The 16101-nt window shown below is 72.6% G+C and carries 14 protein-coding genes; 8 read left to right on the forward strand and 6 right to left on the reverse strand.

Annotated features, from left to right (window positions below):
* Window positions 1-50: 50 nt before the first annotated feature.
* From VFZ92_RS40590 to VFZ92_RS40600, 3 genes are all read left to right on the forward strand, one after another.
* Window positions 51-860: an aldo/keto reductase gene (locus VFZ92_RS40590; protein WP_414720117.1), complete on the forward strand. Its 810-nt coding sequence runs from the start codon at window positions 51-53 to the stop codon at window positions 858-860.
* 97 nt (window positions 861-957) lie between these two features.
* Window positions 958-1215, forward strand: a complete 258-nt coding sequence (locus VFZ92_RS40595) for a hypothetical protein (RefSeq protein ID WP_330883187.1) — start codon at window positions 958-960, stop codon at window positions 1213-1215.
* A gap of 818 nt (window positions 1216-2033) precedes the next feature.
* Window positions 2034-3413, forward strand: coding sequence for an endo-1,4-beta-xylanase (locus tag VFZ92_RS40600; RefSeq protein ID WP_330883189.1), 1380 nt, complete (start codon window positions 2034-2036; stop codon window positions 3411-3413).
* Between the two features lie 97 nt (window positions 3414-3510).
* On the opposite strand, the gene VFZ92_RS40605 is transcribed toward VFZ92_RS40600, so the two are convergent.
* Together VFZ92_RS40605 and VFZ92_RS40610 are read right to left on the reverse strand one after the other, a co-directional pair.
* Window positions 3511-4872 (reverse strand): glycoside hydrolase family 43 protein, encoded by a 1362-nt coding sequence (locus tag VFZ92_RS40605; protein ID WP_330883191.1) that lies wholly within the window; start codon window positions 4870-4872, stop codon window positions 3511-3513.
* 310 nt (window positions 4873-5182) lie between these two features.
* Entirely contained in the window at window positions 5183-5782 is a 600-nt protein-coding gene (locus tag VFZ92_RS40610) for a TetR/AcrR family transcriptional regulator (protein WP_330883193.1), read from the reverse strand.
* Between the two features lie 86 nt (window positions 5783-5868).
* Between VFZ92_RS40610 and VFZ92_RS40615 the strand changes: the two genes are divergently transcribed.
* Window positions 5869-6606 (forward strand): SDR family oxidoreductase, encoded by a 738-nt coding sequence (locus VFZ92_RS40615; protein ID WP_330883195.1) that lies wholly within the window; start codon window positions 5869-5871, stop codon window positions 6604-6606.
* A 3-nt stretch (window positions 6607-6609) separates the two neighbouring features.
* Here VFZ92_RS40615 and VFZ92_RS40620 read toward each other — a convergent pair whose 3' ends face one another.
* Window positions 6610-7992 carry a cellulose binding domain-containing protein gene (locus VFZ92_RS40620; RefSeq protein WP_330883197.1) on the reverse strand — a complete coding sequence of 461 codons (1383 nt, stop codon included), beginning with the start codon at window positions 7990-7992 and terminating at the stop codon, window positions 6610-6612.
* Window positions 7993-8341: 349 nt separating this feature from the next.
* Between VFZ92_RS40620 and VFZ92_RS40625 the strand changes: the two genes are divergently transcribed.
* The gene (locus VFZ92_RS40625; RefSeq protein ID WP_330883199.1) at window positions 8342-9685 is read left to right on the forward strand and encodes a PHB depolymerase family esterase; all 1344 of its coding nucleotides are present in this window, start codon (window positions 8342-8344) and stop codon (window positions 9683-9685) included.
* Between the two features lie 31 nt (window positions 9686-9716).
* Here the strand turns inward: VFZ92_RS40625 and VFZ92_RS40630 are convergent, their stop codons facing one another.
* Both VFZ92_RS40630 and VFZ92_RS40635 read right to left on the reverse strand, forming a co-directional pair.
* Window positions 9717-10574: an SCO6745 family protein gene (locus VFZ92_RS40630; RefSeq protein WP_330883201.1), complete on the reverse strand. Its 858-nt coding sequence runs from the start codon at window positions 10572-10574 to the stop codon at window positions 9717-9719.
* Window positions 10571-11491, reverse strand: coding sequence for a LysR family transcriptional regulator (locus tag VFZ92_RS40635; protein ID WP_330883203.1), 921 nt, complete (start codon window positions 11489-11491; stop codon window positions 10571-10573). Before VFZ92_RS40635 ends, VFZ92_RS40630 begins: the two co-directional genes overlap by 4 nt.
* Window positions 11492-11585: 94 nt before the next feature.
* On the opposite strand from VFZ92_RS40635, the gene VFZ92_RS40640 reads away from it, so the two are divergent.
* From VFZ92_RS40640 to VFZ92_RS40650, 3 genes are all read left to right on the forward strand, one after another.
* Window positions 11586-12392, forward strand: a complete 807-nt coding sequence (locus VFZ92_RS40640; RefSeq protein WP_330883205.1) for an inositol monophosphatase family protein — start codon at window positions 11586-11588, stop codon at window positions 12390-12392.
* Complete coding sequence (locus VFZ92_RS40645) at window positions 12389-13009, forward strand: NAD(P)-dependent oxidoreductase (protein WP_330883207.1); 621 nt, start codon at window positions 12389-12391, stop codon at window positions 13007-13009. The genes VFZ92_RS40640 and VFZ92_RS40645 overlap by 4 nt, the downstream gene beginning before the upstream one ends.
* Window positions 13010-13211: 202 nt before the next feature.
* Window positions 13212-15449, forward strand: a complete 2238-nt coding sequence (locus VFZ92_RS40650; protein ID WP_330883209.1) for a bifunctional SulP family inorganic anion transporter/carbonic anhydrase — start codon at window positions 13212-13214, stop codon at window positions 15447-15449.
* A gap of 151 nt (window positions 15450-15600) precedes the next feature.
* On the opposite strand, the gene VFZ92_RS40655 is transcribed toward VFZ92_RS40650, so the two are convergent.
* Complete coding sequence (locus VFZ92_RS40655) at window positions 15601-16062, reverse strand: MarR family winged helix-turn-helix transcriptional regulator (RefSeq protein ID WP_330883211.1); 462 nt, start codon at window positions 16060-16062, stop codon at window positions 15601-15603.
* Window positions 16063-16101: the final 39 nt, after the last annotated feature.

A 16101-nucleotide genomic window follows, 5' to 3' on the forward strand; every position in this document is an offset into this window, starting at 1 on the left:
CCTCGTGGTGGAGCGAACTCCACCACGGCCGGTACCGTGGCCGCGTGTCGATCACCTTCCGCATCGCCGGGGACCTGGAGGTGCGGCGCCTCGGGTTCGGCGCGATGCACCTGCCGACCGAACCGGACTCCGCCCGCGCCGCCGCCGTCTCCGTCGTCCGACGGGCCGTCGACCTGGGCGTCACGCTGATCGACACGGCCTACCTGTACGGCGGGGGAGCGAACGAGGAACTCCTCGCCGAGGCCCTGCACCCGTACCCGGACGGCCTGCTCGTCACCACCAAGGTCGGGGTGGCCAGGACGGGACCCGGCGGTGGGTGGGAGCTGAACGGGCGGCCGGAGGTGCTGCGCGAGCAGGTCGACCAGGCCCTGCGCAGGCTCCGCGTCGAACGGCTGGAACTGCTGCAACTGCACCGGGTCGACCCCGGCGTGCCGCTCGTGGACCAGGTGGGCGCGCTCCGCGACCTCCGGGACGCGGGCAAGGTGGGCCGGATCGGCCTGTCCGAGGTCACCACCGCCGAACTGGAGCAGGCGCGCGGGGTCGTCGACGTCGCCAGCGTGCAGAACCGCTACAGCCTCGTCGACCGCGAGCACGAACCCGTGCTCCGGGCGTGCGGGGCGGCGGGGATCGCGTTCCTGCCGTGGCGGCCGGTGCTCGGCGCGGCGACGGACGCGGCGGTCGGGGCCGTCGCCGACGAACTCGGCGCCACGCCCGCCCAGGTCGCGCTGGCGTGGCTGCTGGCCCGCTCGCCGGTCGTCCTGCCGATCCCCGGCACCGCGAACCCCGCCCACCTGGAGGAGAACGTGGCCGCCGCGGACCTCCGCCTGTCCGCCGACCAGCTGGCCCGCCTGGATCGGTGACCCGTCCTCTTCGGACACCGGTGGGAATAGGTCGAGCCGCGTGCGCGCTGAACCCGGTACCCGCGAGGGGAGAAGCTCCAGCAGAAGGGTGTGGGTGATGCTCGAACGATCCGGGTCGCCGGAGGGCGCCGCGCTGACCACGAAGTGCGGCAGGCAGATCGCGGTCGGGCGGATGCAGCTCAGCGCCCCCACGCCGATCGGACGGGTGACGCTGCGCGTCGGCCCCGACGGCAGCGGTCGCGGCGAGGCCTGGCTCAGCCTGACCCCGACCGAGGCCAACGACCTCGCCCGAGCCCTGCTGGCCCAGGGCGACGTGCTCGCGTTCGGAGCGGTCCGCCGCCGCGGCCCCCGCTGACCCCTCGTCCCCTGCGGGCCCCGCCGCCGCGCACTGAGGACGGGGCACCGCGGTCCGGACGCTCGGACGGCGGTAAGGCCTCCCGTTCGGCCGCGTGTTCCTGACGGCGGTACGGCTTCCTGTCCGGTCGCCGAGTTCCTGATGGCGGTACGGCTCGCTGCTCGGCCGCCGCGCGTTCCTGACGGCGGCACTGCCGGTTGGTCGCGCGTGTCCCTGATGGCGGTACGGCCTGCTGCTCGGCCGCCGAGTGCTCATGACAGCGGCACCGTTCCCTGCTCGGTCGCCGCGTGTCCCTGATGGCGGCACCGTTCCCCGCTCGGCCGCCGCGCGTGCCTGACATCGGTACCCGCTTCCCGCCTGGCCGTCGGTGCCGTCGCCCGCCCGCCGTGCGTTCCGGACGGCGCCGCTGTTCCCCGCTCGACCGCCCCGCGTCCCCGACAGCGGTGCCGCTCCCCGCCGCCGCGCACGCCGCCGCCGTCCCCGTTCGACCGCCCGTCTCCTCGCTCGCCCCGCACCCCTCCGCGCACCGGCCGCCGGGCATGTCCGCAGGCAAAAGTTTCGTCCAAATGAGCGAAACTCTTCGGCGTGAGACTTCGGGTCGCTCCGCCGAAACATCCTGGCTGTAGGGCCGCTCGCCAGGAATCCAGCCCGCCGGAGCGGTGCTAAAGCCCCGGTTCGCCCGCGCGAATTGGTCTGATCCGGGGTTGTCAGGCTTATATGTTTCGGTCAATACTCCGGGTGCCTGAGCCTGCCGGAGCTTGGTCCCTGCCAACCCCACCTGCGCAACACACAGGTGCTCCCCCAGAAGGTGCCAACACATGAAACTGACATCGAAGTCAGTGTCACGAGCAATGCTCGTGTCGAGCCTGGTGGTCGCCACCACTGGCGGTGCGCTCGTGCTCGCCACGTCCGCCGCCCCGCCCGCCTCCGCGGCGACCACGCTCGGCGCGTCGGCGGCTCAGACCGGCCGGTACTTCGGTACCGCGGTCGCGGCCAACAAGCTGTCGGACTCCACGTACGTCGGGATCCTGAACCGCGAGTTCAACATGGTGACCGCCGAGAACGAGATGAAGATCGACGCGACGGAGCCGAACCAGAACCAGTTCTCCTACGGCAACGCCGACCGGATCGTGAACCACGCGCGGGCCCAGGGGATGCGGGTGCGCGGGCACACGCTGGCCTGGCACTCGCAGCAGCCCGGCTGGATGCAGAACATGAGCGGGTCGGCGTTGCGCTCGGCGATGCTGAACCACGTCACGCAGGTCGCGACCTACTACCGGGGCAAGATCTACGCCTGGGACGTGGTGAACGAGGCCTTCGCCGACGGCAGTTCGGGCGCTCGGCGGGATTCGAACCTCCAGCGCACGGGCAACGACTGGATCGAGGCCGCGTTCCGCGCGGCGCGGGCGGCCGACCCGAACGCCAAGCTCTGCTACAACGACTACAACACCGACGACTGGTCGCACGCCAAGACCCAGGCCGTGTACCGGATGGTGCAGGACTTCAAGTCCCGCGGCGTGCCGATCGACTGCGTCGGCCTCCAGTCGCACTTCAACCCCCAGAGCCCGGTGCCGTCGAACTACCAGACGACCCTGTCCAGCTTTGCGGCGCTCGGCGTGGACGTGCAGATCACCGAACTGGACATCGAGGGTTCGGGGTCGGCGCAGGCGGCCAACTACCAGCGCGTCGTGTCGGCGTGCCTGGCCGTGGCCCGCTGCACCGGCATCACCGTGTGGGGCATCCGCGACACCGACTCGTGGCGCGCCTCGGGCACCCCGCTGCTGTTCGACGGCTCCGGGAACAAGAAGGCCGCCTACACCTCGACCCTCAACGCCCTGAACGCGGGCGGCGGCACCACGACGACCACGACGACCACGACCACGACGACCACCACGACCACGACCACCACCCCTGGACCCGGCGGCTGCACGGCCTCGGTGTCGCTGAACTCCTGGAACGGCGGCTTCGTCGCCACCGTCAAGGTGACCGCCGGATCGGCGGCCATCACCGGCTGGACGGTGAACCTCGCCGTGCCGTCCGGTGCCACGGTCACCGGTTCGTGGAACGTCCAGCGCAACGGGAACTCGTGGTCGAACGTCGCCTACAACGGCGCCGTGTCCGCGGGGCAGTCGACCGAGTTCGGCTTCCAGGCCACCGGAGCCGGCACCGGCATGGAACCGAGCTGCACGGCTTCCTGACCGGTCCGCAGCCCGGCGCGGGGGGCCGCCACCCCCCGCGCCGGGTCCCCGGTGCGGTGACCACGGCCTCCGGGGGGGGCCGGGGTCACCGCACCCCTCAGAAGCCGACGCGGAAGGTGGCGTCCTGCCGGTCGGTCGCCGTGGAGATCGGGTCGATCCGCAGCACGTGACCCGAGTGCCGCAGGTACCGGTCCGGGTAGTTGTGCGACCGGTAGGAGGTCCAGCTCGACTCGGCGAGACCCGCCACCGGCGTGAACGTCGCGTCGGCGTCGAACGAGGCCGACCCGTCGTCGGGCGCGAGCACCACGGCGTAGCCGGAGTGCCGCAGGTAGCTCGCGGGGACGTTGACCGACTGGAACGAGACCCCGGAGCCCGCCAGGCCGGGGACGATCCGCCACTGCTGGTCCTGGTACGGCTCGAACGGGTAGGTGTCGACGCGGGCCACGTTGTTCTGGTGCCGCACGTACCGGTCCGGGAAGTTGTAGGACTTCAGCCGGTTCCACGTCGGCGTGCCCCACCTCGACAGCAGCCCGGACATCTCGGCGGCGGTGATCGGCTGGATGGTCGCGTGCTTGGAGTTCAGCGGCTGCGTGTACGACCGCTGGTCGACCGGGGTCCACGTGCCGCCCACGTTCGTGGTCTGCCAGGCGTAGAAGACGCCGTTCGGCGTGTACGTGTCGCCCCACAGGTACCGCGTGCCGGACGTCAGCGAGGCCACCACGATCGGCGCCTCCGTGCCGCCGTGGGAGACCGGTCCGCCGTAGGTGGTGAAGCTGCCGGGGGCGAGCGAGGACGAGCGGGCGGCGAGCAGCGTGCCGTTCGTGTTGTTCTTGAAGAACAGGTGGTTCACGCCGTTCGCCGAGTGCAGGTGCCCGTCGATCGCCGCGTGGCCGGGGTCGAAGAACGTCTGCGGAGCGCCGACCGTCGTGAAGTCGGTGGTGTAGTTGACCATGATGACGTCGTGGCCGCCGTTGACGGCCGAGTAGATGATCGCGTACTGGCCGCGCGAGGCGTCCCAGAACGCCTCCGGCGCCCAGGAGTGCGTGGGCATCGAGTGCAGCTTCACCCTGCGGTAGCCGGTGAAGGACCTCAGGTCGGTCGAGTCCCACACGTGGACGTACTGGTTCTGCAGGCTCCAGTCGGTGCCCTTGAGGTCGGTGGCGAGCACGGTGAACGTGCCGTCCTGCTTGCGCAGGATGAACGGGTCGCGCAGGCCCTGCGTGCCCTGCGTCGGTGTCGCCACGGGGTTGTTCTGGTTGAGGGGTGTCCAGTTCAGGCCGTCCTGGCTGACGGCGAGGTGCAGTCCGTAGTTGGCGCCGCTGAAGTTCGGCGACTCGGTGAAGTACCCCATGACGTACCCGGAGTACGTGGCCGCTGACGCGGTTCCGGGGCTCGGCGCGACCGTCGTGCCGCTGAACACCAGCAGCCCGAGCAGTGCGGACAGGACTCTTCGACTCATGACCGTCTCCGTTGTCGGTTCGATGGGTCAGGCGGGTCGGATCGACCACCGCCGAGTCGGCTCCACCGCCGCGGTCCGTGCCGTCTCGATCGGGTTGGTGGTGGAGGGGGCGGCGACCAGGCTGACCACCCGCGACGGGGTGCCGCTGGACGCATCGGTGGACCCGCACCCCAGGCAGGGGCCAAAAGTGATGTTAGCGATAACATTCCCTTGTCAGCTCGACCGTAGGACGCCCGCTGAAGCTGGGTCAAGGTCCACTTGGTGGGATGTTCACGTTCTCATCCTGTGACCGCTGCGGCCTGGGTCGCCCCTAGGCCAGCCCGCGCGCGAGCGTTCGACCGGCCTCGGTCGCCTGCCGCGCCAGGTGGTCGACGGTCTGGTGGGGGCGGACGAAGAAGCCGTCCGCCAGCAGCGCCACGTAGCCGTGGGCCAGCGCCACCTGCTGCTCCAGCAGCCACAGCGAGCGCTCGGTGTCCCCGCCGACCGCCGCGCGGGCCAGGTCCAGCAGCCGGTCCATGAGCCCTCGGCCCGCGGCGGACAGGGCCTCGTCGTGCAGCCCGCGCAGTTCCGCCGCGAAGATGACGTTGAACCCCGCCCCGCGGACGGCCGCGAACCGCACGTACGCGCCCCCGGTCGCGGCGAACCGGTCCACCGGGTCGGGGCCCGCCGCGTCGACCGCGCGCTCGACCTCGGCCGCGAGTTCCTCGGCGGCCCGCGTGGCGACGGCCGCCAGGAGGTGGTCGCGATCGGGGAAGTGGCGGTACGGGGACGCGGTGCTGATCTCCAGCTCGCGCGCCACCCGCGCGACGGAGAAAGCGGCGAGCCCGTGTTCGGCCAGCAGGTCGTAACCCGTGCTGATCAGCGCCGCTCGCAGGTCGCCGTGGTGGTAGCGGCGCGCCGTGCCGGTCACTCGGCCTCCCGGTTGACATCGATGCGATAGGCCACTTACTTTAGCTGGCGATAGCCCTCTTACATCGTCACTCGGAAGGGAACCCCATGTCAGGAGTCACGGGCAAGGTCGTCGTCATCACCGGAGCGAGCAGGGGCATCGGTGAGGCGACGGCGCTGCGCCTCGCCGACCACGGCGCCAAGGTCGTGCTCGGCGCGCGGGGGCCGGACCAGCTCGAAGCGCTGGCGGAGCGCATCGCCGCCTCCGGCGGGGACGTGGCCTGGGCGGCGACGGACGTGCGGCGGCGCGAGGACGTGGCCGCGCTGGTCGAACTGGCGTGCGAGCGGTTCGGCGCGCTGGACGTGCTGGTCAACAACGCCGGGGTCATGCCGGTCTCGCCGCTGGACGAGCTGCGGGTCGACGACTGGGACGCCATGGTCGACGTCAACGTCAAGGGCGTGCTGAACGGCATCGCGGCGGCGCTGCCGGTGTTCCGGCGGCAGGGGTCGGGCCAGTTCGTCGCGACGGCGTCCACGGCGGCGTTCAAGACCGTGCCGGGGCAGGCGGTCTACTCCGGCACGAAGTTCGCCGTCCGCGCCATCTGCGACGGTCTGCGGCAGGAGGCCGGTGACGGGTTCCGGGTGACGGTGGTGTCGCCGGGGATGACGGCGACCGATTTCGCCTCGTCCGTGACGGATCCGGCGACGAGGGCGCGGTTGGAGGCGGTGCGGGACGCCGTGGCGATGCCCGCGGACGCGGTGGCGCGGGCGGTGGTGTTCGCGATCGAGCAGCCGGACGACGTGGACGTGAACGAGATCGTCGTCCGGCCCACCGCGCAGGCGTGACGGTCAGCGCGGCGTGCAGGTCAGGCCGGCCACCGGTTCGTCCGCACCGGACACGATCGAGCCCCAGCCCGTGGACGCGCCCGGTGCCAGGGTGCCGTTGTAGCCCTGGTTGGTCGCGGCCACCCGCCTGCCCGACTGGGTCACCGAGGCGTTCCACGTGTTGGTCAGCCGCTGCGAACCCGCCATCGAGAAGGTGACCCGCCACCCGGACAGCGGGCGCGAGCCGGTGTTGCGGACCACGACCTCGACCTGGTGGGCGCCCTGCCACGAGTTCCCCACCGAGTAGGTCGCCGTGCACGCCTCGGCCGGGCGGCGGGTGGTGGTGGTCGTCGCGGCCGGGGGCGCGGTGGTGGTCACGGGCGCGTCGGTGGTGGTCGTGGTCGGCTCGGCGGTCGTCGTGGTGGTGGTCGCGGGGGGCGTGGTGCCGGCCATCGGCGCGGTCGTCCACGTGTCCGAGGACGTCGGAGGCCCTTCCTCCGTGCTGTGGTCGACCTTCGTGTACACGTCGGCGCACGTCGGCGAGCACGCGGCGGGCAGGCCGAAGCGGTAGACCCTGCCCTGCTGCACCAGCGCGTCCGACACGTCGCGCACGCGGACGCGGTAGTCCGTCCCGCCCTCGCTCGCCGGGCCGATGACGAAGGCCTGGCCCATGTCCTCGTTGGGCTGCGCCTGCCGCCACGTGCCGTCCGGGCCCAGGTACTCCACGCCGTGGATGCCGTTGGGCAGGTGCGAGACCGCGAGCACGGGCCGGGAGGCCTGGGAACCCCGCAGGAACCCCAGTTCGAGGTCGCCGCTGTAGCGCGGGGTCGGCACGTAGGACCACGACACGTGCCGGTTGTTCCAGCGGCTCGGGTCGATGTGGCCGACGGACACGCCGTTCTTGGTGAACCTGGTCAACGACGTCGTGGACAGTCCGATGTGGTCCGGGTCGTCGCGGCACCAGGCGGTGGGCGCCGCGCAGCCGTCGGCCACGACCATCGTCAGCGTGGCGCCGTTGAGGTCGTCGGCGATCCAGGAACCCTCGCGGCAGAACGGTTTCCCCTGCGCGCCGTCGTTCACCCCGGTGCAGAAGTCGCCGATGGTGACCTGGACGTACCGGCCGCAGTTGCGCCCGTTCTCCCACCGGCCGATCCGGTGCGACTCCGACGCGGGCAGCGGCCTCGGGTGGGGGCCGTAGTCGCCGGGGGTGTCGAACACGTTGAGCGCCACGAAGTCCGGCGAGTCCAGGACGTCCTGGGGGAGCCCGCAGCCGCCGTAGGCGGAGTCGAACCCGGCGAAGTGGGTCGCGTTGCCCGTCTGCGACGGGGTGCTCTCCGCGCCGCTGGTCGACACCAGGATCGCGGTCACCACGAGGGCGACGGTGGCCAGGGCGGTCCCGGCGAGCACCGCCCTGCGCGTGGAAGGTCTGTGGGATGGGGCCGCGGTGGTCACTTCGCCCTCTCGCGCGGACCGGCGCGCACGGCGGGTCCGGCTCTGGTGATGATCGGCTGGGAGCGGGATCAGACTTCTCACCGGCGCGCGCGATGTCAAGGAACGGCGGGCGGCAGTCGGTCCACCGTGACCAAAACTTTCGAAGACTATGGGAAAGTTTCGAACCGGGTCGAATGGCATATTCGACATTTGCGCTAGTCAGATCGCCAAATGAGACTCGAAACCACTCGAAACTACGCGCCCAAAGAGCTGACGCGGCAGTACGGTGAAGCCGCCCCTGGCCGCCATCCTTCAAGGAGGAAGGATGCACCTCAGCACCTCTCCACCCCCTGCCCGCCACGGCGCCGTCGTGGCGAGAACCCTCGGAGTCCTCGTCGCCGCACTCGCCGCGGTGCTCGCCGTGCTGGTCGCACCACCGACTCCACCCGCGTCGGCCGCGGCGCTGACGGAGGTGACCGGGTTCGGCACGAACCCGAGCAACCTGCGGATGCACATCTACGTGCCGGACCGCCTCGCCGCCCGACCGCCCGTGCTGCTCGCGGTGCACTACTGCACCGGCACGGGCCCCGCGTTCCACTCCGGCACCGAGTTCGCGCGGTTGGCCGACCAGTACGGCTTCATCGTGGTCTACCCGTCCGCGACCCGCAGTGGACAGTGCTTCGACGTGTCGTCGCCGCAGGCGCTCAAGCGCGACGGCGGCAGCGACCCCGTCGGCCTGGTGTCGATGGTGCGCTACGCGCTCCAGCGCTACAACGGCGATCCCGCGAGGGTGTTCGTCACCGGCGTCTCCTCCGGTGCCATGACGACGAACGTCATGCTGGCCAACTACCCGGACGTGTTCCAGGCGGGAGCGGCGTTCGCGGGCGTGCCCGACGGCTGCTTCGCCACCACGGACGGGTCCGGCTGGAACAGCGCGTGCGCCAACGGGACCGTGCTCAAGACCCCGCAGCAGTGGGGCGACATCGCCAGGTCCGCCTACCCCGGCTACTCGGGGCCGAGGCCGCGGATGCAGCTCTGGCACGGCACCGCCGACGACACCCTGCGCTACCCCAACTTCGGCGAGGAGATCGACCAGTGGACGAACGTCCACGGCGTGTCCACCACGCCGACGTCCACGGACAGCCCGCAGTCGGGCTGGACCCGCACCCGCTACGGGACCGGGGTCGAGGCCATCTCCCTCCAGGGCGTCGGCCACAACGTGTACGCCACCGGCATGGGTCTCCGGGTGATCCAGTTCTTCGGCCTCGACCAGGGCGGGTCGACGACCACGACGACGACGACCACCACCACGACCACCACGACCACGACCACGACCAACCCGCCGGCGGGGGCGTGCCGGGTCGGGTACACCACCACCGCGTGGAACAGCGGCCTGACCGCGAACATCACCATCACCAACACCGGTAGCGCCTCGGTGGACGGCGGCTGGACGCTGGCGTTCACGCTGCCCGGCGGACAGGTGATCACGTCCGGCTGGAACGCGACCTACACGCCGACCAGCGGGGCGGTGACCGCGAAGAACGCCTCGTACAACGGGACGATCGCCGCGGGCGCGTCCACGGGGATCGGCTTCCAGGCCACGCACACCGGCAACACCGCGGCACCGACCTCGTTCACGTTGAACGGGGCCGCCTGCTCGATCGCGTGACGGCGGCGGAGGCCCTCCGGGGGGCCTCCGCTCAGTCCGTGATCTCCAGCCGCCCGATCGGGTGCGTCGCGGGCAGCGCCGTCTGGCACGTCAGCGCGGGGCCGCGCAGCTCCCGCACCAGGCGCCGGGCGTCGGCGACCGTGGCGCCCGCCCGCGTCCAGCCGTCCCAGGCCAGGTCGTCGGTCACCCGCTCGACGCGGGCCAGCAGTGCCCGGCCCGCGTCGCCGATCTCGTCCTCCGCGCGCAGCAGACCGCGCGCCAGCAGGCCTTCCGCCGCGGCCGACCACTCCTCGTCGGTCCAGCCGCGCGCGGCCTGCGTCACCCGGCGGTCCAGGTCGGACGCCGTGCGCAGCACCAGCGACTCGATCCCGGTCAGCCCCTCCGCCAGCAGCGCGGCCACGTGGCCGTCACCGCGGTGCTCGCGCAGGACCGCGGTCGCCTGCCAGAGGCGCTCGCGCGGGTCGTCCGGGCGGGGCACGGCCGCGTTCGCCGCCGCCAGCACCCGGCCGTCGCACGGCAGGGCCGACGCCACGGCCCACAGCTCGTCGGCGAGCCGGTCGTCGAGGTCGGGCAGCAGTTCCGCCAGCGCCCGCCCCGCGCCGTCCAGCCGGGCGGCCAGCGCCGCGGCCGGGGAGGCGAGCGCCCACACGGCGGGCAGCGCGCGGGCGGTCATGGCGGCCGAGAACCCGAAGAACGACGCCCGCACCACCGCTTCGCCCACGGGGCCGAGCGGAGCCGCCCGCTGGGCGAAGTAGCCCCGCCAGAAACCCCGCAGCCCCACGGCTTCCAGCGCGGCCAGTGCCGTCGGGTGGAAGTAGACGAGCGCGTGCACCGACTCGTACCGCGCCCACAGGTGCCGGGCGAGCGCGGGTCCCTCGTCGTCCCTCATCCGGTCGATGATGCCCCATCGGCCTGGAGCGCCCGCAGCGCCGCCAGCGCCAGCCCCCGCAGCCACACGTGCGCGTGGTCGCCGTCGTAGCGCTGGTGCCAGGCCAGGTACAGCGGCACGTCGGGCATCGCCACCGGCAGCGGCAGCGCGACGAGGCCGAGGTCGGCGACCAGCGCCCTGCTCGTGCGCTCGGCGACGACGGTGAGGAGGTCGGTGCGGTGCACCAGCCGCACGGCCGCGAGCGTGGTGGGGGCCGCCGCGACGACCGCCCGGCGCAGCCCCGTGCCCTCCAGCACGTCGTCCACGGGGTCGCGCAGCCTGCCGCGCCGCGACACGGTGATGTGCTCGGCCGCCGCGTACGCCTCCGGCGTCAGCGGTCGCGCGGTCAGCGGGTGGTCGGCGCGCAGCAGGACGACGAGGCGGTCGCGGCCCACCAGTTCTCGGCTGATCTCGGGCAGCTCGGGCTCGTCGGAACTCGTCTCCAGGTCCACGTGGCCGCGCCGCAGGTCGTCGGTGTCGGCGAGCGGTTCGACCAGGAACCGCAGCCGCACGCCCGGCGCCTGGGCGCGCACCGCCGTGAGCAGCTCGGCGCCGACCGCGGTCGTGATGGAGTCGTGCCACCGCAGGGTGAACACGCGGTCGAGCGTGCCGAGGTCCACCTCGCGCTCGGGGGACAGCACGGTCCGCACCTGCTGGACGAGCGCGTGCACCTCCTCCCGGATGGCGGTCGCGTGGGGCGTCGGGGTCATCGTCCGGCCGGTGCGCACCAGGATCTGGTCCCCGGTCGCGCGGCGGATGCGCCCGAGCGTGCGGCTCATCGCGGGCGCGGACAGGTGCAGCCGGTCGGCGGCTCCCGTGACGCTGCCCTCCTCCAGCAGGGCGTCCAGCGCCGTGAGCAGGTTCAAATCCAGTTGCATGAGAGTAAATCTATCATGAGCAAGGATGCACTTGCCGTTATGTCTGGGCGCTCATAGGTTGGTGCCAACACCAGCGAACGGAACGAGGAACCCCATGTCCCACAACGAAACCGCGCTCCTGGCCGAGGTCGTCCCCATCGTGGAGGCGGCGGGTGCGCTGCTCCAGAAGCGCTTCACGACCGAACCCCCGACGCTGACCACCTTCGACGAGATCGTCGCGGCGATCAACGCCAACGACGACGCCGTGCTCGACGTCCTGCGCGAGCCGCTGCTCGCCGCCCGCCCCGGCTCCGGCTGGGTGGAGGACGAACTGGCGGGCGGTCCGCTGCCGCCGGGCGAGTGGTGGGTCACCGACCCCGCCGAGGGCAACATCAACCACGTCCACGGCCTGACCGACTGGGGTGTGACCGCCACGCTCGTCCGCGACAACCGGCCGGTGCTCACGGTCGTCCACCTCCCGCTGACGGGCACCACCTACACCGCCGTCGAGGGCGGGGGAGCCCACCAGGACGGTGTGCCGCTGCGACCGTCGAGGAAGACGGCGCTGCTGGGGGCGCTGGTCGGCACCGGGCAGGCGCGGCCGGGGGAGAGCGTCGAGACGTTCCGGAGCATCGGCGGCTCGGTGACCGCCCTGCTGACCGCCGGGAGCGTGCTGCGGGTGTCCGTGCCCGCGACCCTCCAGCTCATCCACGTCGCCGCCGGTCGGACGGACGCCTTCTGGCAGCACAGCGACGTGCGCTCCGGCCTGGTGGCGGGCGTGCTGCTGGTGACCGAGGCGGGCGGCGTGGTCACCGACCTCCAGGGCGTGCCGTGGACCGTCGCGAGCACCGACGTGGTGGCCGCCGCTCCCGGCGTCCACGGCCCGGTCCTCGACGCCCTGTCCACCGCGGGGACCTCGTGAACATCACCGTCCTGGCCGCGTCCGGCGCGACCGGCCTCGAACTCACCCGCCAGGCGCTCGACCGGGGCCACACCGTGACCGCCGTCGCGCGGAACCCGAGCCGCGTCACCGTCGCGGACTCCGACCGCCTCACCCGCGTGGCCGCCGACCTGCGCGACCCGGACTCCCTCGCGCGGGTCGTGCCCGACGGCTCCGTCGTCCTCTCCGGACTCGGCATCGCGAAGGGCGAGGAACCCGGCGTGCTCACCGCGGGAGCCAGGGCGCTCGTCCGGGCGCGGCCGGAGCGGATCATCTGGCTGGGCGCGCTCGGCACCGGCACGTCGGCCGAGGTCGCGGGGCCGGTGACCAGGACCCTGCTGCGGGTGCTCCTCAAGAGCGAGCTGGAGGACAAGGTCGCCGCCGACACGGCGGTGCTCGCCGCGGGCGGCACGGTGTTCCACGCCGGTCCGCTGACCAACGGCCCGCTGAGCGCCGACCGCCGGGCGCACGGTCTCGCCGACGCGCCCCGGCGGCTGCTCCCCGGCCGCGTCAGCCGGGCGACCGTCGCCGCCGCGATGATCGACGAGGCCGAGAACCGCCGCCACGTCGGCGGGACGGTCATCCCGGTCGAGCGCTGACGGTGCGCCGGAGGGGGCGGTCCACCCGACCGCCCCTCCGCGATCCCAACCGGGCAGGAACTGTGAGCAATCGCACGAACACGTAGGGTGGGAACCAATCGGACATTTGCGCCGTTTGGAGGCACGTGAGCGGAGCCGATACCGCTCAACGGCCCAGTGGTGCGCCGGCCAGGACCACCGCTGCTCTCCCGGAGGACCCCACGTGGAACCACGCGACGCGCCCTCGACCCGCGAACCCCGCCGCACCGCCGTGCGCCGGTGGATCAGAGAGGACTCCCGCCACGACCTGTCCGCGTCCCTCGTCGTCTTCCTGGTGGCGATGCCGCTGTCGCTGGGCATCGCCGTCGCCTCCGACGCCCCGGTCACGGCCGGCCTCATCGCCGCGGTCGTCGGCGGTGTCGTCGCCGGACTCCTCGGCGGAGCCCCCTTGCAGGTCAGCGGACCCGCGGCCGGGTTGACCCTGGTGGTGGCGGGCTTCGTCCAGCAGTTCGGCTGGGCCGTCACCTGCGCCATCACGGTCGCTGCGGGCCTGCTCCAGGTCGTGCTGGGGCTGAGCCGGGTCGCGCGCGCGGCGCTCGCCATCTCACCCGCCGTGGTGCACGGGATGCTCGCGGGCATCGGCGTCACGATCGCGCTGGCCCAGCTGCACGTGCTGCTCGGCGGCGCGCCGGGCACGGGGGCGTGGGAGAACATCACCCAGCTCCCCGCCCAGCTCCTCGGCGTGCACACCGGCGAGGCCGTCGTGGGTCTCGTGGTGCTGGCCGTGCTGCTGGTGTGGCCGCTGACGCCTCCCGCGGTGCGCGCCGTCCCGGCCTCGCTCGTCGGCATCGTCGGCGCCACGCTGCTCGCCTGGTCGCTGTCCTGGGACGTGGCGCGGGTCGACCTGCCCGGTTCGGTGCTCGACTCCGTGCGGCTGCCCGAACTCCCCGACGGCCGGTGGGGCGCGGTCGCGCTGGCGGTGTTCACGATGACCGTGATCGCGAGCGTCGAGAGCCTGCTGTCGGCGGTCGCGGTGGACAAGCTCAAGGACCGGGGCAGGGCCGCCGACCTCGACCGCGAACTGGTCGGCCAGGGCGCCGCGAACACGGTGTCCGGCCTGCTCGGCGGGCTGCCGGTCACCGGTGTCATCGTCCGCAGCTCCACCAACGTGGCCGCGGGGGCGCGCACCAGGGCGTCGGCCGTGCTGCACGGCGTGTGGGTGCTGCTGTTCTCGCTGGCGCTGGTCGGCCTGATCGAGCAGGTGCCGATGGCGGCGCTGGCAGGTCTGCTGGTCTACGTGGGCATCAAGCTGCTGAAGGTCGCCGACGTGCGCACGGCGCGGCGCCAGTCCGAACTCCTCGTGTACCTGACGACCGTCGGGTGCGTCGTGTTCCTCGACCTGCTGATGGGCGTGCTGATCGGGTTCTCCCTGTCGGTGGCGCTGATGCTGCGCCGGGTCGTGTGGGCGAAGCTGAAGGTGTCCAGGACGCCCGTGCCCGGCGGGCACGACCACTGGACCGTGCTGGTCGAGGGCACGCTGAGCTTCCTGTCGATCCCGAGGCTGTCGCGGGTGCTGTCCCACGTCCCCGACGGCGCCCCGGTCGACGTCGAACTCGCCGTCGACTTCCTCGACCACGCCACCTACGAGCACCTGGCGATGTGGCGCGACCAGCACGAGAAGACCGGCGGCGTCGTGCACGTCGACGAGGTGTCCGGCGTCCGCAGCGGCATGTCGCGAGGCGGTCCGGCGGCGGCGCTGCCGCGCTGGTTCGCCCCGTGGTCGTCGTGGCAGACGTCCGTTCCCGCGCAGCGCCACAGCGACCACGACGAGGCCGCCCGCCCGCTGGTGTCGGGCGTGCAGGAGTACCACCGGCGGTCGGCCCCTCTGCTGCGGCCGGTGTTCGAGGGCCTGTCCGACGGGCAGGAGCCGCAGGCGATGTTCCTGACCTGCGCCGACTCCCGCATCGTGCCCAACGTGATCACCGCCAGCGGCCCCGGCGACCTGTTCACCGTCCGCAACGTCGGCAACCTCGCCCCGCTCGACGACGACGGCGTGGGCGCCTCGGTGCACTACGCGGTGGAGGTGCTCCGCGTGCCGGCCCTGGTCGTGTGCGGCCACTCCGGCTGCGGCGGCATGAAGGCGCTGCTCGACGGTGCCGCGGGCTCCGACGACCCGGTCGGCCGCTGGCTGCGCTCGGGCGTCGGCAGCCTCGCGGCCCTGCGCGCGGGCCACCCCGCCGACCCGCGCTCGGGCGCCGTGGCCGACCGGCTGTCCATGGTGAACGTCGCCGTCCAGGTGGCGTCGCTGGAACGCCTGCCGGTGGTGCGCGACGCCGTGGCCGAGGGACGGCTGAAGGTGATCGGCATGTTCTTCGACATCGGCGCGGCCCGGCTGTCCCTGTTGACCGACGACCGCACGGCCTTCTCGGCGCTGCCGGAGGGCGTTGACGTGCTGCACTAGCGCGCGGTGACCAGGGGGCGGCACGCCGGGCGGGGTCGTGGACGGCGCACCGCGGTCGATCGACGGTGGCGAGGTCGTCGTCGGTCGACCGCGAGGACCGCCGGTGGGCGACCTGCTCGGGGCGCGGTGGTCGGGTGGGGGCGAAGGGGTCCTACGCCATCCACTCGGTCCCGTGGTGGCGGTAGTCGGCACTCTCGTCGACCAGTTGCCTCAGCGTGCTCTCCAGCTGCGAGAGGGGAACCGCGCCCACCCGCTCCTCCCACTCCCGGCGCAGGTCGTCGAAGATCGCGGTGCCTTCGCGGAGCATCGCCAGCCCGTGCGGGGTGACGAAGAGGCGCATGCGGCGCTTGTCCACGGGATCGGGTTCCCGTGCCACGTAGCCGCGCTCCTCCAGGGCGGTGATGGTCTTCGCGGCGGCCTGCTTGGTGACGGACATCCGCCGTCCGAGTTCGGACGCGTTGTCCGCGCCCGACAGGATCGCCTGCAACGCGAAGTCGTGAACGGGCCGCACCTCGTCGTACCCGCGGGCGACGAGTTCCGCGGTGGCCCGATCGGCCAAGGCGCGGAACCCGCCGAGCAGGAGCATGGCGAGGTCGGAGCCGGGGCGCGACATGGGCCCAGCTTAGGTCACCTTGACAACGACAACCTTGGT

Origin of the sequence: Umezawaea sp. (assembly GCF_036375055.1) — a bacterium.
Classification (GTDB): domain Bacteria; phylum Actinomycetota; class Actinomycetes; order Mycobacteriales; family Pseudonocardiaceae; genus Umezawaea.